General features: G+C 68.3%; 19 protein-coding genes and 2 riboswitches. Of the genes, 11 read left to right on the top strand and 8 right to left on the bottom strand.

Features of this window, described 5'->3' with window-relative positions:
• Nucleotides 1-6 precede the first annotated feature (6 nt).
• From LGN19_RS12610 to LGN19_RS12585, 6 genes are all read left to right on the top strand, one after another.
• The gene (locus LGN19_RS12610; protein WP_226214969.1) at nt 7-1383 is read left to right on the top strand and encodes a lysine N(6)-hydroxylase/L-ornithine N(5)-oxygenase family protein; all 1377 of its coding nucleotides are present in this window, start codon (nt 7-9) and stop codon (nt 1381-1383) included.
• 22 nt (nt 1384-1405) lie between these two features.
• Nucleotides 1406-3658 (top strand): TonB-dependent siderophore receptor, encoded by a 2253-nt coding sequence (locus LGN19_RS12605; RefSeq protein WP_174961524.1) that lies wholly within the window; start codon nt 1406-1408, stop codon nt 3656-3658.
• Nucleotides 3659-3744: 86 nt separating this feature from the next.
• On the top strand, nt 3745-4584 hold the full coding sequence (locus LGN19_RS12600; protein ID WP_226214967.1) for a formyltransferase family protein: 840 nt from the start codon (nt 3745-3747) through the stop codon (nt 4582-4584).
• Nucleotides 4584-5600, top strand: a complete 1017-nt coding sequence (locus LGN19_RS12595) for a GNAT family N-acetyltransferase (RefSeq protein ID WP_226214965.1) — start codon at nt 4584-4586, stop codon at nt 5598-5600. Before LGN19_RS12600 ends, LGN19_RS12595 begins: the two co-directional genes overlap by 1 nt.
• A gap of 227 nt (nt 5601-5827) precedes the next feature.
• On the top strand, nt 5828-6091 hold the full coding sequence (gene vapB / locus LGN19_RS12590) for a type II toxin-antitoxin system VapB family antitoxin (RefSeq protein ID WP_226214963.1): 264 nt from the start codon (nt 5828-5830) through the stop codon (nt 6089-6091).
• Entirely contained in the window at nt 6088-6504 is a 417-nt protein-coding gene (locus tag LGN19_RS12585; RefSeq protein WP_089456196.1) for a PIN domain-containing protein, read from the top strand. Before vapB ends, LGN19_RS12585 begins: the two co-directional genes overlap by 4 nt.
• Nucleotides 6505-6552: 48 nt before the next feature.
• Here the strand turns inward: LGN19_RS12585 and LGN19_RS12580 are convergent, their stop codons facing one another.
• Both LGN19_RS12580 and LGN19_RS12575 read right to left on the bottom strand, forming a co-directional pair.
• The gene (locus LGN19_RS12580) at nt 6553-7458 is read right to left on the bottom strand and encodes a nucleotidyl transferase AbiEii/AbiGii toxin family protein (RefSeq protein WP_226214961.1); all 906 of its coding nucleotides are present in this window, start codon (nt 7456-7458) and stop codon (nt 6553-6555) included.
• Nucleotides 7427-8497, bottom strand: coding sequence for a type IV toxin-antitoxin system AbiEi family antitoxin (locus LGN19_RS12575; protein WP_226215080.1), 1071 nt, complete (start codon nt 8495-8497; stop codon nt 7427-7429). Before LGN19_RS12575 ends, LGN19_RS12580 begins: the two co-directional genes overlap by 32 nt.
• 341 nt (nt 8498-8838) lie before the next feature.
• Between LGN19_RS12575 and LGN19_RS12570 the strand changes: the two genes are divergently transcribed.
• On the top strand, nt 8839-10002 hold the full coding sequence (locus LGN19_RS12570) for a M20 aminoacylase family protein (RefSeq protein ID WP_175984877.1): 1164 nt from the start codon (nt 8839-8841) through the stop codon (nt 10000-10002).
• A gap of 187 nt (nt 10003-10189) precedes the next feature.
• Nucleotides 10190-10729 carry an outer membrane protein assembly factor BamE gene (bamE, locus tag LGN19_RS12565; protein WP_122946672.1) on the top strand — a complete coding sequence of 180 codons (540 nt, stop codon included), beginning with the start codon at nt 10190-10192 and terminating at the stop codon, nt 10727-10729.
• A gap of 42 nt (nt 10730-10771) precedes the next feature.
• Here bamE and LGN19_RS12560 read toward each other — a convergent pair whose 3' ends face one another.
• The 6 genes from LGN19_RS12560 to LGN19_RS12535 all read right to left on the bottom strand — a co-directional run bounded on the left by LGN19_RS12560 (nt 10772) and on the right by LGN19_RS12535 (nt 16181).
• Nucleotides 10772-12076 carry a cobyrinate a,c-diamide synthase gene (locus LGN19_RS12560; RefSeq protein WP_226214960.1) on the bottom strand — a complete coding sequence of 435 codons (1305 nt, stop codon included), beginning with the start codon at nt 12074-12076 and terminating at the stop codon, nt 10772-10774.
• A 2-nt stretch (nt 12077-12078) separates the two neighbouring features.
• A complete protein-coding gene (cobO, locus tag LGN19_RS12555) occupies nt 12079-12681 on the bottom strand; it encodes a cob(I)yrinic acid a,c-diamide adenosyltransferase (protein ID WP_122945335.1) in 603 nt (200 codons plus the stop codon).
• 37 nt (nt 12682-12718) lie between these two features.
• A complete protein-coding gene (locus LGN19_RS12550; protein WP_226214958.1) occupies nt 12719-13096 on the bottom strand; it encodes a cobalamin biosynthesis protein in 378 nt (125 codons plus the stop codon).
• Nucleotides 13093-13842 carry a uroporphyrinogen-III C-methyltransferase gene (cobA, locus tag LGN19_RS12545; RefSeq protein ID WP_174961539.1) on the bottom strand — a complete coding sequence of 250 codons (750 nt, stop codon included), beginning with the start codon at nt 13840-13842 and terminating at the stop codon, nt 13093-13095. The genes LGN19_RS12550 and cobA overlap by 4 nt, the downstream gene beginning before the upstream one ends.
• A 169-nt stretch (nt 13843-14011) precedes the next feature.
• A riboswitch (cobalamin riboswitch) is annotated at nt 14012-14249 on the bottom strand.
• An 84-nt stretch (nt 14250-14333) separates the two neighbouring features.
• Nucleotides 14334-15092 carry a hypothetical protein gene (locus LGN19_RS12540; RefSeq protein WP_226214956.1) on the bottom strand — a complete coding sequence of 253 codons (759 nt, stop codon included), beginning with the start codon at nt 15090-15092 and terminating at the stop codon, nt 14334-14336.
• A gap of 15 nt (nt 15093-15107) precedes the next feature.
• Nucleotides 15108-16181, bottom strand: coding sequence for a DUF3857 domain-containing transglutaminase family protein (locus LGN19_RS12535; protein ID WP_226214955.1), 1074 nt, complete (start codon nt 16179-16181; stop codon nt 15108-15110).
• A gap of 204 nt (nt 16182-16385) precedes the next feature.
• Nucleotides 16386-16652, top strand: a riboswitch (cobalamin riboswitch).
• Between the two features lie 329 nt (nt 16653-16981).
• Between LGN19_RS12535 and cobW the strand changes: the two genes are divergently transcribed.
• The 3 genes from cobW to LGN19_RS12520 are packed head-to-tail and all read left to right on the top strand — an operon-like array spanning nt 16982 to nt 22959.
• Complete coding sequence (cobW, locus tag LGN19_RS12530) at nt 16982-18070, top strand: cobalamin biosynthesis protein CobW (protein WP_226214953.1); 1089 nt, start codon at nt 16982-16984, stop codon at nt 18068-18070.
• Between the two features lie 6 nt (nt 18071-18076).
• Entirely contained in the window at nt 18077-21886 is a 3810-nt protein-coding gene (gene cobN / locus LGN19_RS12525; RefSeq protein WP_226214951.1) for a cobaltochelatase subunit CobN, read from the top strand.
• Nucleotides 21883-22959, top strand: a complete 1077-nt coding sequence (locus tag LGN19_RS12520; RefSeq protein ID WP_226214949.1) for an ATP-binding protein — start codon at nt 21883-21885, stop codon at nt 22957-22959. The genes cobN and LGN19_RS12520 overlap by 4 nt, the downstream gene beginning before the upstream one ends.
• Nucleotides 22960-23027: the final 68 nt, after the last annotated feature.

Genomic DNA, 23027 nt, shown 5'->3' with positions numbered 1-23027 from the left:
TGAGACATGCAGAGAGAAACCGTATTCGACCTGATCGGCGTCGGCTTCGGGCCGTCGAATCTGGCGCTGGCCGTGCGCCTCGCGGAGCGCAGCGGCGCGCGGACGTTTGCCCATTGCTTCGTCGAGCGCCAGCCTGAATTCGGCTGGCATCGCGGGATGCTGCTCGACGACTGCCGGATGCAGATCTCGTTTCTGAAGGATCTCGTCACGATGCGCGATCCGAAAAGCCCCTACACGTTCATCAACTACCTGTTCGAACGCGGCCGGCTGAACGAATTCGTCAACCTGAAGAACTTCTATCCGACCCGCGTCGAGTTCCACGACTACCTGAGCTGGGTGGCCGAGGCGTTCGACGATCGCGCCCATTACAGCGAGACCGTCCTCGCGATCGAGCCCGTGCGTGGCGATGGCGCGAAGATCGACGCGCTGCGGGTGGTGTCGCGCGACGCCGCGGGCCACGAGCGCCAGCGCGTCACGCGCGCGCTGTCGGTCGGCGTCGGCGGCACGCCGGCGATTCCGGACGCGTTCGCCGCGCTCGGCCGCGACCGCGTGATCCACTCGTCGTCATATCTGACCGACATCGACCGGCTCGTCGCATCGCCGGACGGCGAGCGCCGCCGCGTCGCGGTGATCGGCGCGGGGCAGAGCGCGGCCGAGGTGTTCATCGATCTCGCGCGCCGCTTCCCGCATGTCGACGCGAGCCTCGTGATGCGCGCAGGCGCACTGAAGCCGGCGGACGACAGCCCGTTCGTCAACGAGATCTTCAGCCCGGAGTTCACCGATGTCGTCTATGCGCAGCCGCACGACGCGCGCCGCGCGCTGCTCGAGCGCTATCGCGACACGAACTACGCGGTGGTCGACCGGCCGCTGATCGAACAGATCTACGAAATGCTGTACCTGCAACGCATCGACGGGACGCCGCGTCATGCGCTGCTCGCGAACAGCGCGATCGAGGCCGCGGTGCGCGGCGCCGACGGCCGCATCGAGCTGACGCTGCGCGACCGGATGAGCGGCGCCACGCGCGTCGAGCGCTTCGACGCGCTGGTGCTCGCAACCGGCTACCGCCGCGACACGCATTCGGCGCTGCTCGAAGGGCTCGCGCCGCACCTGGGCGATGCGCTGGCACGCGGCGACGTCGCGCGCGACTACCTGCTCGCGACGCCCGAGCACTTCGCGCCGCGCATCTACCTGCAAGGCTGCTGCGAAGACAGCCACGGCCTGTCCGACACGCTGCTGTCGGTGCTGGCGCGCCGCGCGGACGAAATCTGCGCGTCGCTCGAAGACGGGATCGCAGCCGCCCATGACGAAGGCACGGCCCGGGCACCGCATGAAAAACGACAGGAAAACGGGGTGAGTGCAAGCCGGATGGCTTTCGCTCTTTGACAAAGGCGCGGTCGGAGACCGCATGAAAAAAGTGGAGCAGAGAAAGATGGAGTGGGCAACAGGCACGCGTTTGCGTGCGATCGCAGCCGCGGCGAGCGTGGCGTTCGGTGCGGCGGCAGGGCATGCGTATGCCCAGACGGCGCCGGCCGTGAACGCGGGCGCAGCGGCGTCGGCCAGCAGTGCGCAGAACGGTGGGTCGGCCAGTGCGGCGGCCGGCACGCTGCCGACGATCAACGTCAACGCGGCCTCGGCAGGGGACGGCACGGTCGGGCTCGTCGCGAAGCGCAGCCGGACCGGCACCAAGACCGATACGCCGATCAACGAGATTCCGCAGACGATCAACATCGTCACCGCGCAGCAGATCGAGATGACGGGCGCGACCGACGTGAACGCGGCGCTGCGCTACGTGCCGGGTTTCTCGTCGTACGGCTCGGATAACCGTTCGGACTGGTACTCGGCGCTGCGCGGCTTCACGCCGACCGCGTACGTGAACGGGCTGCAGGTGCCGAACACGCTGAACCTGTCGAGCTGGCGCGTCGATCCCTACATGATCGACAGCATCAGCGTGCTGCGCGGGCCGACCTCGGTGCTGTACGGCGCGGGCGACCCGGGCGCGATCATCGACGTGCAGACCAAGCTCGCCGACGGCGAGCGCGTGCGCGAGGCCGGCGTGCAGATCGGCAACTACGCGCGCAAGCAGTTCATGATCGACGTCGGCGACAAGCTTGATCCGGACGGCAAGTACGCGTACCGGTTCGTCGGCGTCGCCCGCGACGGCAACGCGGTGATCGGCCCGAACAACGACCAGCGCGTCGCGCTCGCGCCGTCGTTCCGCTGGCGCCCGAACGCGGATACGTCGCTGACGCTGTCGGCCACCTATCTGCAGGACTGGGGCGACATCTCGTCGAACTTCCTGCCCGCGCAGGGCACGGTGCTGCCGAACCCGAACGGCCAGATCAACAAGGACATCTACGAGGGCGACGGGAACTTCAACTACTACCGCAAGAAGCAGTGGTCGGTCGGCTATCAGTTCGAGCAGAACCTGACGCCGATGTGGACGTTCCGCCAGAACACCCGCCTGATGCACCTGTCGCTCGACAACGGTTCGGTGTGGGGCAACGGCTTCTCCGACGATACGCTGACCACCGTCAACCGGTGGGCCGGCGTGTTCCAGATGAACTACAGCCGCTTCGACATCGACAACAACGTCGAGGGCCGCTTCGCGACGGGCCCGCTGCAGCACACGCTGCTGCTCGGCTTCCAGTACAACCGGCAGACCACGACCGACAGCGAATGGCTGGCCGCCGCGCCGACGTTGAACCTGTACAACCCCGTGTACACGCCGGTCACGTCGGCCGTGTTCTCCGATCCGAACACCACGTATCCCACGAACACGTACACGACGATGAACACGTTCGGCCTGTACGCGCAGGACCAGATCAAGTGGAACCGCTGGACGCTGACGCTCGGCGGCCGCGAAGACTGGGTCAACATGCGCCAGGACGATCGCGCGGCAGGCACGTCGACGAAGGCGGACGTCACGGCGTTCACCGGCCGCGTCGGCCTCACGTACCAGGGCGATTACGGGCTGTCGCCGTACGTCAGCTACGCAACGTCGTTCAACCCGCTGATCGGCGTGAACCTGCTTGGCGGCGGGCTGGCGCAACCGACGCGCGGCAAGCAGATCGAGGCCGGCCTGCGCTGGCAGCCGCCCGGCAAGAACCTGATGCTGAACGCGGCGATCTACCAGATCAACCAGACCAACGTGATCACGCCGGCGCTGCCGAGCCAGGACAATACCGGCACGAAGTCGGTGCAGACCGGCGAAGTGCGATCGCGCGGGATCGAGTTGAGCGCGACCGGCAAGGTCACGCGCAACCTGTCGGTGATCGCCTCGTACGTGTATCAGGACGTGAAGAACGTGAAGGCCAACGACGTGTCGCTGAACAACTGGCCGGTCGACGTTCCGCGTCCGCGCCAGATCGCGTCGCTGTGGACCGACTGGACGTGGTACACGGGGCCGCTCGCGGGCTTCGGCCTCGGCGGCGGCATTCGCTACCAGAGCGCATCGGCCGGTGCGGCCGACAACTCGCTGACGGTATCGAGCGTCACGCTGTTCGACGCGGGCCTGCACTACGACACGCGTAACTGGCGCTTCGCCGTGAACGGGACGAACCTCTTCAACCGCCATTACATCAGCGGTTGCCAGTCGATGAACGTCTGCATTTTCGGTACCGACCGCACGGTGATCGCGACTGCGAAATACAACTGGTGACGATGCGCGCCGCGGCCCGCCGGCCGGCCTCCGTGGCCGGTGCGGGCCGGCCGCGGCGCCTTCGTCCGCTTTTCCACGACGCATCCATGCCGAAGAAAAATCTCGTCTACATCCAGTCGCTGCGCAACGGCGCGGCCGATCGTGCCGGGCAGCCGGTCGCTTATCAGGGCGGCACGCGCTACATGAAGGCGCCGCTCGAATTTCTCGTCGAACGGCTGAACGGCTCGCCGCTCGGCGAGCGTTACACGCTCAAGGGCGTGATCGTCGACGACGACGAAGGTTCGCCGGCCGACCGCGCGAAAGTCGCCGACTACGGCTTCGCCCGCACGCCGGGCCGCCCGTGGATCCTGCCGGACGGGTTGGCGGTGCAGGGCCGGCCGGTCGACGAACTGTTCTGCTCGATCCCGTCGACGTACCGGCGGCTGCCGCGCGACGCACGCGAGCGCGCTGCGGGCAAGCAGGCGTTCGAGCGCCGCCTGCTCGAGCGCCTGCTCGAACTCGAAGCCGACGTCGTCGTGCTCGACGGGCTGCTCGTGATCCTCGACGAACTCGTGCGGCCCGGCGCGCGCTTTCACCGGCGCATCGCCAACATCCACCCGGGCATCACCGCCGACGGTTCGCCGTACCAGCGGCGCGGCGCGTGGGCGACGCTCGACGCGCTGCACGGCGCGCGTGGCGAGCGGGTCGACTGGGCGAGCGGTGCGACGTCGTCCGTCGAGCCCGTGATGATGACGGGCGCGTCGTTTCACTACGTCGACAACGGCATCGATTCCGGCGAGGTGATCTGCGACGTGCTCGACACGCCGATCGCGCCGGACGACACGATTCTCGAACTGCGCTGGAACAACTTCCAGCGCAGCCTGTTTCCGGCGCTCGAGCGGGGGCTGCACGTCCTCGCCGACCGCCACGACGCGGGAGCACTGTGATGGAAGACACGCTGACGAAACCGGCCGGCACTGCTGACGCCGTCGAAGGTGAAGTGGCCGCCGCGCTCGACGGCGCCGCACACGGGCAGGCGATGGCAGTCGCCGAGCACACGCTCGACGCGTGGCGGCCCGACGACTCGCCGGACCGACTGCTCGCGGCGTTCGTCGTACTGTTCAACACCGACACGCGCTACGACGCGGCGACGATCACGGTGCCGCTCGGCGGCGCCGATGCGGCGGCAGTGGCGTCGTACGTCGCGCGCGCGGTGCGCGAGGGCGTGATCGATGGCGCGCGGGTTGCCGGCGACACGCTGCGCGTCACCGTGTCGCGCGCGACGTTCTGGCAGAACCCGCGGCCGTGGCTGAAGGCGCCTGCGTCGGGCGGGATGCCGTTGCGCCATGTCATCACGAACGGCCACCGGCATCCGGTGCGGCCGCCGTCGCCCGCCGGCGAGATCTATGCGCGCTACATGCCGCAAGTCGGGATGACATTCAGCCTGCGCACCGTCGATATCGACGAACATGCGCAATTGTTCAGCGACTGGATGAACCTCGATCGCGTTGCGCATTTCTGGGACCAGCGCGGCACGCGCGACGAGCACGCGGCGTATCTCGCCGAACGGCTCGCCGATCCGCACATGCACCCGATGATCGGCTATTTCGACGACACGCCGTTCGGCTATTTCGAGTTCTACTGGGCGAAGGAGGACCGTCTCGCGCCGTTCTACGACGCGCACGACTACGACCGCGGGCTGCACCTGCTGATCGGCGACTCGCGCTTCCAGAGCGCCGGCAAGCTGCATGCGTGGTGGAGCGGGGTGCTGCACTACATGTTCGTCGACGAACCGCGCACGCAGCGGCTCGTCGGCGAGCCGCGCGTCGATCACGTGCGGCACATCGCGTACATGCACCGGCTCGGGTTCTACACGCTGAAGGAATTCGATTTCCCGCACAAGCGCGCGGCGCTCACTGTGATCGAGCGCGATACATTCTTCAACACTTTCCGGTTGCCGTGACGGCGCGGGTGCGCGGCGCGGCGGCCCGCCGCCATCGGCCGTTCGGGATATGGACCGCGCGGCCTGCGTCGTGAAGAATGGATCGCTCTCCTCATCGACGACAGGCCCGCGACATGGCAAAAACATCCGCAATAGCGTGGGGCGCGACATCCGATTTGCGTGCCACCACATTGACATATGCTGGCATATGCCTAGAATGGACGCATCGTACTCCCATGGAGTGGCTCATGCGTACCGTTTCCATTTTCAAGAACGCCCGTAACCAGGCGATCCGCATCCCGAAGGACATGGAGTTCGAGGGGGTGACGGAACTCGAGATCCGCCGCGAGGGCGACACGCTGCTGCTGCGGCCGGTGCGGCCCACGTGGCTCTCGTTCGCGAGCGAACCGCTGGCCGACGCCGACTTCCTCGCCGAACGCCCGGCCATCATCGAGTCCGGCCGCTTCGATCTGTCCGATGACAGCGCTGCGCCGACGGAGTCCGGCCAGTGACGACGCTCTACATGCTCGATACGAACATCTGCTCGTTCATCATGCGCGAGCGGCCGCCCGTGGTGCTGTCGCGGTTGCAATCGTGCGTCAATGCGCAACACCGGATCGTCGTCTCGGCAATTACGTATGCCGAAATGCGGTTCGGTGCGGTTGGCAGGAAGGCGTCGCCAAAGCATGCGGAACTCGTGACGGCCTTTGTTTCGCGGCTGGATGGCGTGCTGTCGTGGGATACGGCGGCCGTCGATGCAACGGCCGCGATTCGTGCCGATCTCGCGGCGCGCGGCACACCGATCGGCGCGAACGACGCGTCGATCGCCGGGCATGCGATCGCGGCCGGTGCGGTGCTCGTCACGCACAACAGCCGCGAGTTCGGCCGTGTCGCCGGGTTGTCACTCGAAGACTGGGCGGCCTGAGCGCGACCTGGTATCCGTACGCGCACGCTGCGGTTCCGCAGCGGTGCATCACACGCGGGGCGCGGGTTGATCGACGAGAAAGGTGGTGCGGAACGCATCGAGATACCCGTCGACGTCGTCGCTGAATTCGCCGGGTGACAGCGCGAACGCGCGTGCCAGCAGGTCCTGGCCGAGCGCGGCGTAAGTCGCTGCGTCCGACAGCAGCGCGCGGATCGCGTCGCGCGTTTGCGGCGAAGCAATCCGCTGCGCATCTCGCGCGAGCAGCGCGGCCGCGGCGATGCCCGGCTGGAACGCATGGGTTTCGAGCAAGTCCGGCGCATCATCCCAGATACGTTCGCGATTGCCGGCGTCGTGAAAATTCCGCAGCAGAAACAGCAGGTCGTACGCGTCGCTGTTCTGGCGCGCACGCCGGTCCTTCCAGGCGAGCAGCTTCAGCAGCGTCAGCGCCGGCAGGCTGGCCACCGGCACCACGGTGCGCGCGTCGATCGACACCGGCTGTGCGGTGTCCACCGCTTCCTGGAATCCGAGTACGTTCAGCACGAATTCACCGCCGGGCGGCCACGCGATCTCGCCCGGCGGCGTTTCGAGCGGCCCGAACGGCACGAGGTCCAGCTCCGTGCGAAAACCCGGTGCGCCGCTGTCGAACAGCAGTTTCTGCTGCTGTTTCGGTGCACGCGTGAATTGCCCGGTGGTGACGAGTGCTTCGATGAGCTGTTCATGAAATGGCCAGCTCACCGCACATACCGCAACGTCGACGTCGCGCGTCGCGCGCACCGGCCGGATGCCTTGCACGTGCCACATCAGGATGTCGCGCGCGGTAGCGCCGGCGACCACGAACGCCGCGTCGAGGTGTGCGCAGGCCGAGCTGACGGCCTGCAGCAGCGCGACCGCCGCCGGCTCCAGCGGCCGGCGTGCGTCGACTTCAAGCGGGCGGGTGAGCGAGGTATCGGTCATGGATGCGATCGGCGATGGCGAGATTGCGGCTGTCGCCGGACGAGACGAGATCCGCGTAGATCAACAGCGGCGGCACGACCGGCCCTTCCTGCTCGCGCCAGTCGAGCGCGGCAGACGGTGGCCAGAACGCTTCGACGAGTTCGACATCGCCGCGCTCGTCCGGACGCAGGCGGCCCTGGAGCAGCAGCCGGTTCGATGCGGGGCCGTGCGTATAGACGGTGATCGCGGCCGGCTTCAGGTCGTGCGTCAGCAGGTCGGCCGCCGGCTCGCCGCCGAGCCGCGCATCGAATGCCGCGAAATCGAAGCCGCGCCACCAGTCGGGCGCGAGGCTGGCGAACCGGCGGCTCGGCAGTTTCGCGCGCAAGCGGCTCGGATACAGCGCGGCCCATTCCTGTACGAAGCGAGGCCAGTCGGGAAGCAGGCGCTCGCCGTTGCGGCGCTGCCCGACGAGGCCGCGCGCGATCAGATCGTCCATCGCCAGATTGACGGTGCCGAGCGCGACATCCGACGCGGCGGCGATCGCCCGATACGGTTGCGCGACGAGGCCGGGCTGCGTCGCGAGCGCGAACATCACGGCCAGCCCCTTCGGCGTCGTCGCGCGCGACGACTGCCGGCGCGGTGCACGGGCGGGCTTCGGCCGGCCCGCGATCATCACGGTCGCCTCCGGCTGAATCAGGCATGCGTTGCCGGCAGTATCGAGAAACGGGATGCCCTGGTCGGTCAGGCCGGCGGCCAGTTCGGCCGACAGATGCGGCGCGACCAGCATCAGCGGGCGCTCGCCGGGCACCGCGCAGCCGCCGCCGCGGCGCAATGCCGCGAGTGCGCCTGCCAGCGATTCGACGCGCAGCCGCACCGCGACCGGCATCTCGAATGCCTGCCCGGCAACGTCGAAGCGGATCATCGCGTCGGCGCGCGCCTGGTAGGCGGCCGGCACGCGCACGGGCCGCGCGCGAAAGCGCCGGGTCGCGTGTTCGAACGCGGCGCAGGCTTCGTCGAGCACGTGCTGTTCCGGCAGGGAGAGGGAAGTGTTCGCGGGCATCGAAGGGAATCGCATGTTCACTTTTTTGTCAGCGTACACAAAAAATGTACGGACGTCAAAAAGTGAACAAGGATTCACAAGTCTTTGATATGTATGCGCTATTTCATGCTTTAAAGCGATAGTCATCGGGCTCTCATACGCAGGAAATGGGTGGATAGCGCCCAGTTTCGCGCGTTCGGATCCAGTGCGGCAGTCGTCCGGATGGCCGGCTTGCGCGGGTCGTGCATCGCATTTCCCCATGGCAACCATCGGTTGCTACCACGACGACTCTCGGTCTTCCAGGTTGCCATCGAACTGACTATCCTTGCCTGCATATTCCCCAAAGGACAGGAGACGACACCGTGACGCACAGCGTGATTCCCGCAGGCCTCGCCGACGAAATGATCGAGATCCGGCACCGCATCCATGCCCACCCCGAGCTCGGCTTCGAGGAATTCGCGACGAGCGACCTCGTCGCGGCACAGCTGCAGTCGTGGGGCTACACGGTGCATCGCGGGCTTGGCGGCACGGGTGTCGTCGGGCAGCTGAAGGTCGGCAACGGCACGCAGCGCCTCGGCCTGCGCGCCGACATGGACGCGCTGCCGATCCACGAATCGACGGGCCTGCCGTACGAGAGCAAGATCGCCGGCAAGATGCATGCGTGCGGCCACGACGGCCACACGGCGATGCTGCTCGCGGCCGCGAAGCATCTCGCGCGCGAGCGCTGCTTCTCGGGCACGCTGAACCTGATTTTCCAGCCGGCGGAGGAAGGGCTCGGTGGCGCGAAGAAGATGCTCGACGAAGGGCTGTTCGAGCAGTTCCCGTGCGACGCGATCTTCGCGATGCACAACATGCCCGGCTTCCCGACGGGCAAGTTCGGTTTCCTGCCGGGGCCGTTCATGGCGTCGTCGGATACGGTGATCGTCGACGTGCAGGGCCGTGGCGGCCACGGCGCGGTGCCGCACAAGGCGGTCGACTCGGTGGTCGTCTGTGCACAGATCGTCATTGCGCTGCAGACGATCGTGTCGCGCAACGTGTCGCCGCTCGACATGGCGATCGTCACGGTTGGCGCGATCCACGCGGGCGAGGCGCCGAACGTGATTCCCGATCGCGCGCAGATGCGCCTGTCGGTGCGCGCGCTGAAACCCGAGGTGCGCGACCTGCTCGAGACGCGCATCAAGGAAGTCGTGCACGCGCAGGCGGCCGTGTTCGGCGCGACCGCGACGATCGACTACCAGCGCCGCTACCCGGTGCTCGTCAACGATGTGGAAATGACCGCATTCGCGCGCAACGTCGCCCGCGAGTGGGTGGGCGACGCGAACCTGATCGACGAGATGGTGCCGCTCACCGGCAGCGAGGATTTCGCGTTCCTGCTCGAGAAGCGGCCGGGCTGCTACCTGATCATCGGTAACGGCGACGGGGAGGGCGGCTGCATGGTGCACAACCCGGGCTACGACTTCAACGACGCGGCGCTGCCGACCGGCGCGTCGTACTGGGTGAAGCTGGCGGAGACGTTTCTGATCTGACACGGCGGCGCGGCGGCGTGGAAGCCGCCACCCGGTGCGCGGCATGCGCGTCCGCGGCATGCGCGTCCGCGACATCGGCCGCGACGGGATGCGCGTGAATTTGACGCTCCTTGACATCGGCGGGACAGGTCGCGTGCTACGCTGCGCGCGACGCCGAATCGGCTCGATGAATACAGGTGTGGACGAAATGCGAAAACAGCTTCTGACCGTGCTGACGGCCTGTGCGGTCGGCGTTCTGGTGGCCGGGTGCGACGACCAGAAGGTGGCTGACGCGGTCAATGCGATCAAGCCCGATCCGATGGCGTTCGGCAACCTGCAGCCGGGCGTCTCGACGATCGAGGACGTGCTCCGTCAGGCAGGCAAGCCCGAGATGGTCAGGCAGGGCGACGACGGCTCGCAGCGGTTCGAGTATCCACGCGGTCCTTATGGCACGAGCACCTACATGCTCGATTTCGGGCCCGACGGCCGGCTCGTGTCGATCACGCAGGCGCTGACAGCGGCGAACATCACGAAGGTCGTGCCCGGAATGTCGAAGGACGACGTGCGACAACTGCTCGGCAAGCCGACCGAGGTCGCGCAATACGCGTTGAGCCATGAAGAGGTATGGAGCTGGCACTGGGCCGAGGGCGGCGTATCCGGCGACGCGATGTTCAACGCGCATTTCTCGCCCGACGGCACCGTGATCCGGACTTCGCGTTCGGAAGCGCCGGGCCGCGAAAAACCCTGACCTGATGAACGACGCAACGCAGGCGGCGCAGCATCGAGCAATCTAGAACGCTTCGCCGCTGAACAACGCCACGACTGCATCCGGATTCGACGGCCAGTACATGTGCATGTACGTCGCGACGATCGCGCCGCTGCGATAGACGGCTTCGCCGCTGCCCGACGCGCCGTCGGGGCGCCTTGCGGTCGCGACCGGTTCGAGCGGCGTCGCGAGCCGCGAGTAGTGGAACGTATGGCCGCGCATTGGACCGGTGCGCGTATCGACCTGCTGCATCCCTAGCGCCGCGAACCGGCGCTGCATCGTCGCATGACCTGGCAGCACGCCCAGCATCGGCGTCGTCAAACCGTCGACGTCGGTCAGCGATTCGCACAGATAAACCATCCCCCCGCATTCCGCGACGATCGGCCTGCCCGCTGCCGCGTGTGCGCGAATCGACCGCGCGGTCGCGGCGTTCGCTGCGAGTGTCGCCGCATGCAGTTCCGGATAGCCGCCCGGCAGAAACAGCGCGTCGCAATCGTCCGGCACCGGTTCGTCGGCGAGTGGCGAGAAGAATCGCAACTGCGCACCGAGCGCGTCGAGCAACGCGAGATTCGCCGGATAGATGAACGAAAAAGCCACATCGCGCGCCACCGCGATCCGCTTGCCGGCGAGCGCACGCGGCAGCGGTGCTGCTGCATCCGGTTCCGCGAACGCAACAGCCGGCGGCAACTCGGCAAGCGCCGTTTGCGCGAGCACGTCGGCCGCTCGCTCGAGCCGCGCATCGAGATCGTCGATGTCGTTCGGCTGGTGCAGGCCGAGATGCCGCTCCGGCAGCGCGATGCCCGCATCGGCCGGCACGTGCCCGAGCCAGCGCAGGTCGTCGGGCAGCGCCTGTTGCAGCAGTTCCGCGTGCCGCTCCGAGCCGACGCGATTCGCCAGCACACCATGAAACGGCAGCCCCGGACGGAACCGCGCGAGCCCGAACGCGATCGCCGCGAACGTCTGCGCCATCGACTTCGCGGAAATCACCGCAACGACCGGCACGCCGAACACAGCCGCGAGGTCGGCGCTGCTCGGCGTACCGTCGAACAGCCCCATCACGCCTTCGATCAGGATCAGGTCGGCCTCGCGCGCAGCATCGGCCAGCAGCGCGCGGCAGCCGGCCTCGCCGACCATCCCGAGGTCGAGCGCATGCACGGGCGCGCCGCTCGCGCGTTCGAGCAGCATCGGATCGAGAAAGTCGGGCCCGGTCTTGAACACGCGCACGCGCCGGCCGAGCCGGCGGTGCAGCCGCGCGAGGCCGGCCGTCACCGACGTCTTGCCCTGGCCCGACGCGGGTGCACTGACGAACAGCGCGGGGCAGGCCGGCATGCTCAGAACTCCACGCCGCGCTGCGCCTTCACGCCTTGTTCCTTGTACGGATGCTTGACGAGCCGCATTTCGGTGACGAGGTCGGCCGCGTCGATCAGCGCATCGGGCGCATGCCGCCCGGTCACGACGACGTGCACCGAATCGGGACGCGCGGCCAGCGTCGCGAGCACTTCGTCGAGCGGCAGGTATTCGTACTTCAGCACCGTGTTCAATTCGTCGAGGATCACCATCCGGTAGTCGCCGCTTTCGATCATCCGGCGCGCCTCGTCCCAGCCCTTGCGCGCGGTCGCGATGTCGGCGTCGCGGTTCTGCGTGTTCCACGTATAGCCGTCGCCCATCGTCACGAAATCGCATTCGGCCACCGCGCCGAGGAAGTCGCGCTCGGACGTGTGCAGCGCGCCTTTGATGAACTGCACGACGCCGAGCCGCATGCCGTGGCCGAGCACGCGCACGGCCATGCCGAACGCGGCCGTGCTCTTGCCCTTGCCGTTGCCGGTGTTGACGATCAGCAGGCCCTTTTCATTGGTGGCGGCGGCCTGCTTCTTCTCGTGGCCCGCACGGCGGCGTTCGGTCATCCGTTGATGGGATTCGGCGTCGGTTTTCATCGGATTGGTCCTGTCGAAAGAAAGCGAAACAAAGGATTCAGAGCGGGCCGGCGAGTGCGACCGTCACGCCGTCCCGGATGGATTTGGGGCCCAGCAGCCGGCCGTGCGGCGCCGCGAGCTGCGCGCACGGCTCGGCCACGCCCGCGACGCCGAAGCGGGCGAGCGCGGCATCCGACGGGCCGCTTGCGGCCAGTTCCGGGCGGCTCGCGAGTTGTGCCGCGTCGAACGCGACGAGCGGCCAGCCGCGGCGCGCGCACAGCGTGCGCAGCGCATGGGCACGCGCCTTGTCGGCGAGCGTTGCGACGAGCGCCGGTTCGGCGCCCGGGTACAGCGTCAGCGCTGCGCGGATCGCGGCATCGAGTTGCGCGGCCGTCGCGCCCGCGCGGAAACCGACGCCGAGCGCGACGCGCATCATGCGCGGCTGCCGAGCGCGGCACGTACCGCGGGATCGTCGGCGAACGCGGCGACGCGGCCGATCACGACGATGGCCGGCGAGCCGATGCCCGTCGCGCCGATGCGTTCGACGAGCGTATCGAGCGTCGCAAGCACGTGCCGCTGTTCGGGGCGCGTCGCGTTCTCGATCGCCGCGCACGGTGTATCGCCGGGCAGGCCGCCTTCACGCAGCGCGGCTGCGATCGTGTCGAGGCGGCGAATGCCCATATAGATGACGATCGTCATGCGCGTGGCCGCGAGCGCGCGCCAGTCGGGTTCGTCGGCGCCCGCGCCGTGGCCCGTGACGAAGATCACGCCTTGCGCGTCGCCGCGTTGCGTGACCGGAATGCCGATTGCAGCCGGCGCGGCGATGCCCGCGGTGACGCCGTTCACGACCTCGACCGGGAATCCCGCCGCGCCGAGCGCGGCCAGTTCCTCGCCGCCGCGGCCGAACACGAACGGATCGCCGCCCTTGAGCCGCGCGACGCTGCGGCCCGCGCGCAGATGCGCGAGCATCGCGGCGACGATCGTCTCCTGCGGCGTCGAAGCATGACCGCCGCGCTTGCCGACGTGCTCGATCTGCGCATCGGCACGCGCATGGCGCAACACGTCGGGATTCACGAGATCGTCGACGAGCAGCACGTCCGCCGCGCCGATCGCGCGGACGGCCTTGAGCGTCAGCAGGTCGGCGTCGCCGGGGCCGGCGCCGATGAGCCAGGCGCGGCTCATCGGGCGCGGCACGGCGCGCACCGTGTCGAAACAGTGGAACAGGGCAGGCGGGCGGCACGGCGGCGGCCGGCAGACAGGAAATGCATGACGGATCGAACGAAGCCCGCGCGGAAGCGGGCGGAATGCGCACCCCCTCCGTCCCCCGCGGATCGGGCGTTCGGCGAGCCTCGGGCTCGCCCCTTGCGTCGGCCGGTATCCGGGCTGGCCGCTTGCCAGGCCGCAGCCTTCCCGCCCGGCTGAAGGGCAGTGGCATCGTGGGCGGCATGGGCGCGTGCGCGGGGAAGCGCGTCGCGCGGGCGGCGTACCGTTGCGGGGACAGCACAGGCCGGGCGGTGGTCCGCCTCCTGTTTCCCGTTTAACTGCAGGCGCGCAATGCGCGTGCGAGCACCGAACGCGGCGCATACGATAGCACAGGCATTGCGGCGCAAGGATGCCCATCCGGCGCTCCCCGCGGCCGGGTCAGCGTGATGCGGGATACCCGTGCCGCGCGTCTAGCGATACAGGATCTGCCGCTTCAGATCCTTCGCGATGCTGCGCGCGGCGTCCGCCCACTCGGCGAGCTTCGCGCCGCTGCACACGTTGCTGCCGAGGTTGCGATCGAGCACGCGTGTCACGTCAACGGTCCGGCCATCACGGTGATAAGTGGACTGATAGGCGATTTCCCCGGCTCGTACGGAGACGTCCGGCGGGATGGCGAGCAGGTGGGTGTCGGCCGGCAACGTGATCCGGTAGCGCTCCTCGAGCCGCGTTCCAGCGCACACGCCTTCAAATACCTTGCTTTTCTCCTGGAGCACGAAATCGGCGAAGCTCCGGATCTGGCCGAAGTTGGGCAGCGACGGAATCGCAAATGCCGCGGGGCCGGGCATCAACGCCAACTGGTTCAGATTGCCGCGCAGCGCGATCGAGAACGGCTGGTCGAGGTCGTCGAGATGACGCGGGCTCATCTGCAATTCGCCCGCGAGGCCGTAGCGGCGCAGCATCTCGTCGGCGAGCCGCTTCGGCTGGACGTGGATGAACATCTGGCGCGCCCGCTGGACTTCCTGGCCGGCCAGCGTGATGTCGCCCGTCATCGTTGCATTGCCGTCACGATCGAGATTGACCGCATAGGCCAGCGACGAACGGCTGTTGCGGCCGTTTTGCGGCGGCGTGACGATCAGCTTGCCGGTCGAGGTGTCGAGCGCGGGCTTGCCGCTTGCCTCGAACTGCAGTGCGCCGAACGGCAGCACGCCGACCGTGGTGTCGGCAAACACGTCGAATTCCGGCAGTCACGCGATTGCGTGATTGAACGTCAGGACATCGGGTACGGCCGGCAGCCGATAGCGGTTGCCGAGATTGACCAGCACGGTGTGGCTCTCGATCCCCTTTGCATCGAGCAGGGCGGACAGCAGCGTCACCTGATCCTTGCAGTCGCCGTAGCGGTTGGCGAGCACCTCGCCGGCGCGGTGCGGAACGACCGGCCCGGCACCGAAATACACGCCGACATAACGGATGTTGCGTGCGACCCACGCGTACAGCCGCATCGCTTGTTCGCGCCGGTCGGCGATCCCGCTGGTCAACCGATCGGCGAGCTGGCGGATCCCGTCGTCCTGCTGCTGCCTGTCGAACGCGCGCACCTGGTAGGCGTGGGCGATTTCCGGATAGCCGGAGAAGTTGCTCGCGATGAAGACAGGGCCGATATCCGTCCACGCCACCGTGTTCGCTTGCTCATCGAGCGGGCCGGACGGCGGTGTTTCGTAATGGTAGGAACGGATCCGGCGTCCGTCATGCGACGCATCGGCCAGCGGACGCATCCCGCGCGCGTCGATCGCGACCGGCATGTCGTCCGGCGTGTCGAGCGTGACGTTCGCCGAACGATAGTCCTCGATCGGCGGAAACGAGAGCTGCACGCTGAATTTGCCGGGAAACAGCGTGTCGGTGTCGGTCAGCGTGTATGACAGCCGGATCGAATCGCCTTTCGCGAGCGCGGGAAACGTGACGATGCGCAAATGCTCGGCGCTGAATTGCGGCGCGGCGATCGCGACGGGTGCCGGACGATCGAAGATGCCCTGCGCGGCATCGACCGACACCGTCGAGCCGTCGGCATGCACCGTCTGCGCCGAATCGACGTCAACTTTCCCGAACTGCGCGTTGTACGACAGCACGTACTGGCCGAAGCGGGCGATCGCCGCATCCGTCAGCAGCTTGATCGACAGATCGACCTTCACGACGCGCTTGCCGGATGCGTCGACCGTGATCAGGTTGTCGCATCGTTCGATCCGGTAGTCCACCGCGAACGCCACCGAAAGCCGAAGCATCAGCAGAGCCGCGATACCGTAGCGGGCGATGCGTGAGACGGTCATGTCGAATCCCCATCGATGGAAGTGTGACGATGCAGGCGGCTGCCGCAGCCGGTTCGGTCAGGCGCCGCCTGAATCGGGCGACACGGCGTCATCCGGACAGACGGTATCCAAATCCCCGCAGCCACGTCAATCGTCGGCAGGTCAGACCCTCGACGCCGCGTCATCCGGCCCCGACGCTGCCTTGACGCTCCCGCCCGCGCCGCCTACACTCGCACGCGTTTTGGTGCTCGCGCGCGCCGCTCCGGCGCGCGCAGTTAAACGGGAAACAGGGAGCCTGCCTGCGCCGCAGTCGAGCCAACCTGTGCTGCCCCCGCAACGGTAAGCGAACGCGTCGCGCGCAAGCGCCACGCAACGCCGCTTCGCCGCATGCCGCGTGCATGCGGACGACCGCCACTGGATGCCGCGCGCATCCGGGAAGGCGAAGCGGCGTGTTCGCCAGCCCGGATACCGGCCGAAACGTTGGGGTTCAGCGCCGCGGGGAGGCGGCGCATCGTCCACGGCCGCAGCAGGCCCGACGCCCGCGTGTTGCCCGCTTCGTCCGCCGATCCGTCCCTGCGCGAACCCGCGCCGGCCGGCATGGCGAACGGCAGGCGGCGCGCGCCGGGCCGGCGGCAGCCGTGTTGGCATTCACGATGTCGACCGTTCGCAAGGAAGCACCATGTCCGCTTCGTCGTTCCGCCCGTCCCGCGACTGTCCGTCCGGATCGCGCGGCGGCCTGCCTGCGATCCGCCAGATGAACTGCCACGCCGCCATCGCCGCGACGATCCCGGGCTGATTCCATTTTCGACACAGGACCTACCATGACCATGCGCAAGCTTCCCGTCACGATCGTCACGGGCTTTCTCGGCAGCGGCAAGACGACGCTGATGCGCCACATCCTGCAGCACGCCGAAGGCCGCCGCATCGCGGTGATCGTCAACGAATTCGGCGAGCTCGGCATCGACGGCGAAATCCTCAAGGGCTGCGGCATCGGTTGCGAGGATGCGGAAGGCGCGCAGGGCGAAGCATCGGGCCAGCTCTACGAACTCGCGAACGGCTGCCTGTGCTGCACCGTGCAGGAAGAGTTCTATCCGGTGATGGAAGCGCTCGTCGAGCGGCGCGCGGACATCGACCACGTGCTGATCGAAACCTCGGGCCTCGCGCTGCCGAAGCCGCTCGTGCAGGCGTTCAACTGGCCGACGATCCGCAACAGCTTCACGGTCGACGCGGTCGTGACCGTCGTCGACGGGCCGGCTGCCGCGAGCGGCCAGTTCGCGGAAAACCCGCAGGCCGTCGATGCGCAGCGCCGCGCCGATCCGAACCTCGATCATGAGTCGCCGCTGCACGAGCTGTTCGCCGATCAACTGTCGTCCGCCGATCTCGTGATCGTGAACAAGGCCGATCTCGTCGGCGACACGGAGTTCGCACAGATCGAAACCGCGATTCGCGACGAGATTCCGCCTCAGGTGAAGATCGTGCGCGCGACGCGCGGCGAACTCGATCTCGCGATGCTGCTCGGCCTCGAATCGGCATCGGAAGAAACGATCCACCTGCGTCACGACCATCACGGCTCGGCCGACGACGGCGACCACGATCACCATCACGACGATTTTGACTCGGTGGTCGTGTCGGGCGACGCCGGCACGCGCGAAGCGACGATCGCCGCGCTGCAGCGCGTCGTCGAAGCGCACACGATCTATCGCGCGAAGGGTTTCGCCGCGCTGCCCGGCGCGCCGATGCGGCTCGTGATCCAGGGCGTCGGCCGCCGCTTCGACAGCTATTTCGACCGTCGCTGGCAGGACGATGAAACGCGCGCGAGCCGCTTCGTGCTGATCGGCGAGGATCTCGACGCGGCCGTGCTGCAACGCGCGTTCGACGCCGCGTGTGCGGCCGAGCCGCAACAGGCGTAACGCACGATGCATCTGCTGCGCACCACGCCGGGCGGCTTCGTCGACGATACGCAGGGTGTCGTCCGGATCGACCAGCAGCCGGCCGACATCGTGATCCTGAGCTCGGCCGACACGACACTGTCGCTACTGGCAAGCGTCGTGCCGCACCTGCCGGCAGGCTTCCCGAGCGTGCGGCTCGCGAACGTCACGTTCCTGCGGCAGCCGGCGTCGGTCGATTTCTACGTCGACGACGTGCTGCAGCATGCGAAGTCGGTCGTGATCGATCATCTCGGCGGCGAGGCGTACTGGCCGTACGGGATCGAGCAGGCCGTGTCGCTTGCGTCGAAGCGCGGGCAGCAGCTCGCGATGTTCTCGGGCGACTTGCAGGAAGACCCGAACCTCGTCGCGAAGAGCACCGTCGCGCCCGACCTGTGCCGGCTGTGGTGGCGCTATCTGCGTGAAGGCGGCGTGCACAACGCCGAGGCGCTGCTGCGCAGCATTGCATTCCACACGCTCGGGTTCGGCGACGAACCCGAACTGCCGCGCCCGCTGCCGGCCGCCGCGCTGTATCACCCGGCGCGCGACCGCGCGAGCGTCGACGACTGGCGGCCGCGCTGGACGCCCGGCGCGCCCGTCGTCGCGATCCTGTTCTATCGCGCGCACTGGCAGGCCGCGAACACGGCCGTGTTCGACGCGCTGGCCGATGCGCTCGCCGAGGCAGGGCTGAATCCGCTGCCGATCGCGGTCACGTCGCTGAAGGACGCGGTGAGCCGCGAGGTCATCACGCAGCTCTGCGACACGCACGACGTCGCGCTCGTGCTGAACACGACCGCATTCGCGGCCGGCGCGATCGACAGCCCCGAGCACGATGTGCTCGCCGGCGACGCGCCGGTGCTGCAGGTGATCCTGTCCGGCGGCAATCGCGACGCGTGGGTGGCCGACAACCAGGGCCTGCATGCGCGCGATATCGCGATGCACATCGCGCTACCGGAAGTCGACGGGCGCATCGTCACGCGCGCGGTGAGCTTCAAGGGGCTCGCGTATCGCTGCCCGCACACCGAGGTCGACGTCGTGCGCTACCAGCCGGACGCCGAGCGGATCGCATTCGTCGCGGCGCTCGCGCGCGGCTGGTGCCGGCTGCGCACGCTCGACAACGCCGACAAGCGCGTCGCACTGATTCTCGCGAACTATCCGCAAAGCGAAGGGCGGATCGGCAACGGCGTCGGGCTCGACACGCCGGCGTCCGCACTGCGCGTGCTCGCGGCGCTGCGCGACGCGGGCTACACGGTGGCCGACCTGCCGCCCGACGGCGACGCGCTGATCGCGCGGCTCACCGAAGGCGTGACCAACGACGCGGCCGTGCATGCGCTGCGCCCCGCATTCCAGAGCTTCCCGCTGGCCGACTACGTCGCGCGTTTCGCGCGGCTGCCTGCTGCCGTGCGCGACGCGCTGAACGAACGCTGGGGGCCGCCCGAAGCCGACCCGACGCTGCGGCAAGGGCGCTTCACGATCGCCGGCTGGCGCGCGGGCAACGTGTTCGTCGGTATCCAGCCGTCGCGCTCGCGCGGCGAGAACGACTACGCGAGCTACCACGACGCGGATCTCGTGCCGCCGCACGCGTATCTCGCGTTCTATTTCTGGCTGCGCGATGCGTATCGCATCGACGCGGTGATCCATCTCGGCAAGCACGGCAACCTCGAATGGCTGCCGGGCAAGAGCGTCGCGCTGTCCGACGCGTGCTGGCCCGACCTGACGCTCGGGCCGCTGCCACACCTGTATCCGTTCATCGTCAACGATCCGGGCGAGGGCAGCCAGGCGAAGCGCCGCGCGCAGGCGGTGATCATCGATCACCTGATGCCGCCGCTCACGCGTGCGGAAAACTACGGCCCGCTGCAGGATCTCGAGCGGCAGGTCGACGAATACTACGAAGCGCTGATGGTCGATGCGCGGCGCGCGAAGCTGCTGCGCAAGACGATCCTTGCCACGATTGCCGAGCATCGGCTGCACGACGAACTGAGCGTGTCGCCGCCGCGCGATACGGGCGACGAGGATGCGTTGCTCACGCGCGTCGACGCGTGGCTGTGTGAACTGAAGGAAGCGCAGATTCGCGACGGGCTGCATGTGTTCGGCGCATCGCCGGCCGAGCGCCAGCGGCGCGACACGCTGCTCGCGCTCGCGCGTTTTCCCGTCGGCGATGGCAAGGGTGCGCGCGCAGGGTTGATCGGTGCGCTGGCACGCGATCTCGCACTCGGCGACGACTTCGATCCGCTCGCGGCCGACTGGGCCGCGCCGTGGGCCGGGCCGCGACCGGCGATCCTGCAGGCGCTCGACGCATCGCCGTGGCGCCATGCGGGCGATACGCGCGAGCGGCTCGAACGGCTTGCGCAGCAATGGCTGGACGGGCTCTGCGCAGCCGATGGCGGCAACGCAGATACCGACGCGACGCCCCCCGGTGACTGGCCGCACACGCTCGCCGTGATCGAGCGCGTCCGCGCGACGCTGCTGCCCGCGCTCGACGCATGCGGCGGCGAGGAGATGCGTCAACTGCTGCGCGGGCTCGACGGCCGCTTCGTGCCGCCGGGGCCGAGCGGCTCGCCGTCGCGCGGCCGCCCCGACGTGCTGCCGACCGGCCGCAATTTCTACTCGGTCGACACGCGCGCGGTGCCGACGCAGGCCGCGTGGTCGCTCGGCCTGAAATCCGCGCAGCAGCTGATCGAGCGCCATCTGCAGGATCACGGCGACTATCCGCGCGCGATCGGCCTGTCGGTCTGGGGCACGGCGACGATGCGCACGGGCGGCGACGACATCGCGCAGGCGTTCGCGCTGCTCGGCGTGCGGCCGAAATGGGCGCACGGCAGCCATCGCGTGACCGACTTCGAGATCCTGCCGATCGAGATCTTCGACCGGCCGCGCATCGACGTGACGCTGCGCGTGTCGGGCTTCTTCCGCGACGCGTTCCCGAACCTGATGCACCTGTTCGACGCGGCCGTGCAGGCGGTGGCCGCACTCGACGAGCCCGAGGAACTGAACCCGATCCGCGCACGGATCGAGCGCGAACGCGAGAAATGGGTCGCGCAGGGCATGGCACCGGACGAAGCGCGGCGCCGCGCCGGCTGGCGCGTGTTCGGCGCACGGCCCGGCAGCTACGGCGCGGGCCTGCAGGACCTGATCGACCAGCGCCGCTGGCAGACCGACGCCGATCTCGCCGATGCGTACCGCCAGTGGGGCGGCCATGCGTATGCGCAGAACAGTGCGGGCGACGCGGCGGCCGACGTGTTCGGCGAGCGGCTCGCGACGATCGACGTCGTCGTGCAGAACCAGGACAGCCGCGAGCACGACATCCTCGATTCGAACGACTACTACCAGTTCCAGGGCGGGATGACGGCGGCGGTGCGGCACCTGTCCGGGCAGCAGCCGAGCATCTACCACGGCGACCATGCGAACCCGGTCGCGCCGAAGATGCGCACGCTGCGCGAGGAAATCGCGCGCGTGATCCGCTCGCGCGTCGTCAATCCGAAATGGCTCGACGGCGTGAAGCGCCACGGCTACAAGGGCGCGGCCGAGATGGCGGCGACCGTCGACTACCTGTACGGTTATGACGCGACCGCGCGCGTGCTGTCCGACCATCAATACGCGCTCGTGGCCGACGCATACCTGTTCGACGACGCCACCCGCGCGTTCCTCGAGCGGCACAACCCGAAGGCGCTGCACGGCATCTGCGAACGCTTCGTCGAGGCGATGCAGCGCGGCCTGTGGCAGCAGCCGGGCGACTATCGCGAACGGATCGAAGCGGTCTGGCTCGCGAGCGAACAACTCCAGGAAGGGGGACGGCGATGACCGATCCGACGACGCACCGCGCCCGCGCGGTTTTTCCGTTCGCGGCGCTCGTCGCGCAGGATGCGTTGCAGCAGGCGCTGCTGCTCGCCGCGATCGACCCGTCGCTGGGCGGCGTGCTCGTGAGCGGGCCGCGCGGCACCGCGAAATCGACCGCGGCGCGCGGCCTCGCGGAGCTGTTGCCGGAAGGGCAGTTCGTCACGCTGCCGCTGTCGGCGAGCGACGAGCAGGTGACGGGTACGCTCGATCTCGCGCATGCACTCGCTGAAAACGGCGTGCGCTTCCGGCCGGGCCTGCTCGCGCGGGCGCATCTCGGCGTGCTGTACGTCGACGAAGTGAACCTGCTCGCCGACGGGCTCGTCGATACGCTGCTCGATGTCGCCGCGAGCGGCGTGAACATCGTCGAACGCGATGGCGTGTCGCACGCGCATGATGCACGCTTCGTGCTGATCGGTACGATGAATCCGGAGGAGGGGGAGCTGCGTCCGCAGCTGCTCGACCGCTTCGGCTTGATGGTCGAACTGGAAAACTGCTTCGACGCCACGCAGCGCGAGCGGATCGTGAAGGCACGGCTTGCATTCGATCTCGATCCGGACGCGTTCCGCGCACGTCATACATCGGCGCAGCGCGAACTCGGCGACCGGATTCACGCGGCGCGTGCACGGCTGGCGGCGCTCGATTTCAATGATGCAGTCCATGCACGCGTCAGCGCGCTGTGCATCGACGCGGCCGTCGACGGGCTGCGCGCCGATCTCGTGATGCTGCGCGCGGCGCGTGCGCTTGCCGCACTGGAGCAGGCCGATGTGGTGACGGTATCGCATGTCGAGCGTGTGGCCGACGCGGTGCTGCGGCACCGGCGCCATGCGGGGGCGCCGCCATCGTCCGGCGCGCCTCAACAAAACGACGAACGCGACGGTCGTTCTCCGCCCGATACGCGCAAGCGCCCCGACGATCCACCGGGTGCGGCGAAGAACGATGCCACGGCATCACAGGGCGATTGGGGCTACCTGCCGGCCGAACCGGCCGGGCTGCGCGACGTGAAAGGCGTGGTGCCGCTGCCGCTAAAAAAACGCTGAGCCATCGAGCCGGCGCCGCTGCGAACACCGTTCGCGGTCCTCGATGGCAATCAGGCGCAGCCGCGCGC

The sequence above is a fragment of the Burkholderia sp. AU30198 genome (assembly GCF_020419825.1).
GTDB lineage: Bacteria > Pseudomonadota > Gammaproteobacteria > Burkholderiales > Burkholderiaceae > Burkholderia.
The sequence above is the reverse complement of the archived record's forward strand: the minus strand, read 5'-3'. Positions and strand labels throughout refer to the sequence as shown.

Coding starts and splice junctions, on each gene's coding strand:
- LGN19_RS12610 (WP_226214969.1), top strand. CDS start 7: ATGCAGAGAGAAACCGTATTCGACCTGATCGGCGTCGGCTTCGGGCCG.
- LGN19_RS12605 (WP_174961524.1), top strand. CDS start 1,406: ATGAAAAAAGTGGAGCAGAGAAAGATGGAGTGGGCAACAGGCACGCGT.
- LGN19_RS12600 (WP_226214967.1), top strand. CDS start 3,745: ATGCCGAAGAAAAATCTCGTCTACATCCAGTCGCTGCGCAACGGCGCG.
- LGN19_RS12595 (WP_226214965.1), top strand. CDS start 4,584: ATGGAAGACACGCTGACGAAACCGGCCGGCACTGCTGACGCCGTCGAA.
- vapB (WP_226214963.1), top strand. CDS start 5,828: ATGCGTACCGTTTCCATTTTCAAGAACGCCCGTAACCAGGCGATCCGC.
- LGN19_RS12580 (WP_226214961.1), bottom strand. CDS start 7,458: ATGACCGATACCTCGCTCACCCGCCCGCTTGAAGTCGACGCACGCCGG.
- LGN19_RS12575 (WP_226215080.1), bottom strand. CDS start 8,497: ATGCCCGCGAACACTTCCCTCTCCCTGCCGGAACAGCACGTGCTCGAC.
- bamE (WP_122946672.1), top strand. CDS start 10,190: ATGCGAAAACAGCTTCTGACCGTGCTGACGGCCTGTGCGGTCGGCGTT.
- LGN19_RS12560 (WP_226214960.1), bottom strand. CDS start 12,076: ATGCCGGCCTGCCCCGCGCTGTTCGTCAGTGCACCCGCGTCGGGCCAG.
- cobO (WP_122945335.1), bottom strand. CDS start 12,681: ATGAAAACCGACGCCGAATCCCATCAACGGATGACCGAACGCCGCCGT.
- LGN19_RS12550 (WP_226214958.1), bottom strand. CDS start 13,096: ATGATGCGCGTCGCGCTCGGCGTCGGTTTCCGCGCGGGCGCGACGGCC.
- cobA (WP_174961539.1), bottom strand. CDS start 13,842: ATGAGCCGCGCCTGGCTCATCGGCGCCGGCCCCGGCGACGCCGACCTG.
- LGN19_RS12535 (WP_226214955.1), bottom strand. CDS start 16,181: ATGACCGTCTCACGCATCGCCCGCTACGGTATCGCGGCTCTGCTGATG.
- cobW (WP_226214953.1), top strand. CDS start 16,982: ATGACCATGCGCAAGCTTCCCGTCACGATCGTCACGGGCTTTCTCGGC.
- cobN (WP_226214951.1), top strand. CDS start 18,077: ATGCATCTGCTGCGCACCACGCCGGGCGGCTTCGTCGACGATACGCAG.
- LGN19_RS12520 (WP_226214949.1), top strand. CDS start 21,883: ATGACCGATCCGACGACGCACCGCGCCCGCGCGGTTTTTCCGTTCGCG.